Raw genomic sequence first — 376 nt, 5'->3', positions numbered from 1 at the left:
CATTTATACCTATCTTCCCCAAACACTTTTCCCCCATTCCTAGATTTCCAGATCTCTCCTAATAAAGAACGTCTAGCAACAGCAGCTAGGCGTTTTTTAGTGTAGTTAAAGGACATAGTCGTTGGTATTAGCCCAGTAAATTAGTAATCGCTCAAAATAATTCTCACAAAATTACCATTCAAGACCAGAAAATGACTGTTCATGATTTTTTCTTACAAATTTAAAAAATATGTAAGTTTTCTCTGAATTTTTTTGGTAAAATAGGAAATGTAAAGAGAGACCGGATGAGTTATAAAACTCAACTTTGTTAGTTTTTGCTCATTATTCTCATAAACAGAATAAAAATAGTCTAGGAACCCTTCTTAACATTTATACC

Origin of the sequence: Streptococcus sp. HMSC064H09, assembly GCF_001812625.1 — a bacterium.
Taxonomy (GTDB): domain Bacteria; phylum Bacillota; class Bacilli; order Lactobacillales; family Streptococcaceae; genus Streptococcus.
The sequence above is the reverse complement of the archived record's forward strand: the minus strand, read 5'-3'. Positions refer to the sequence as shown.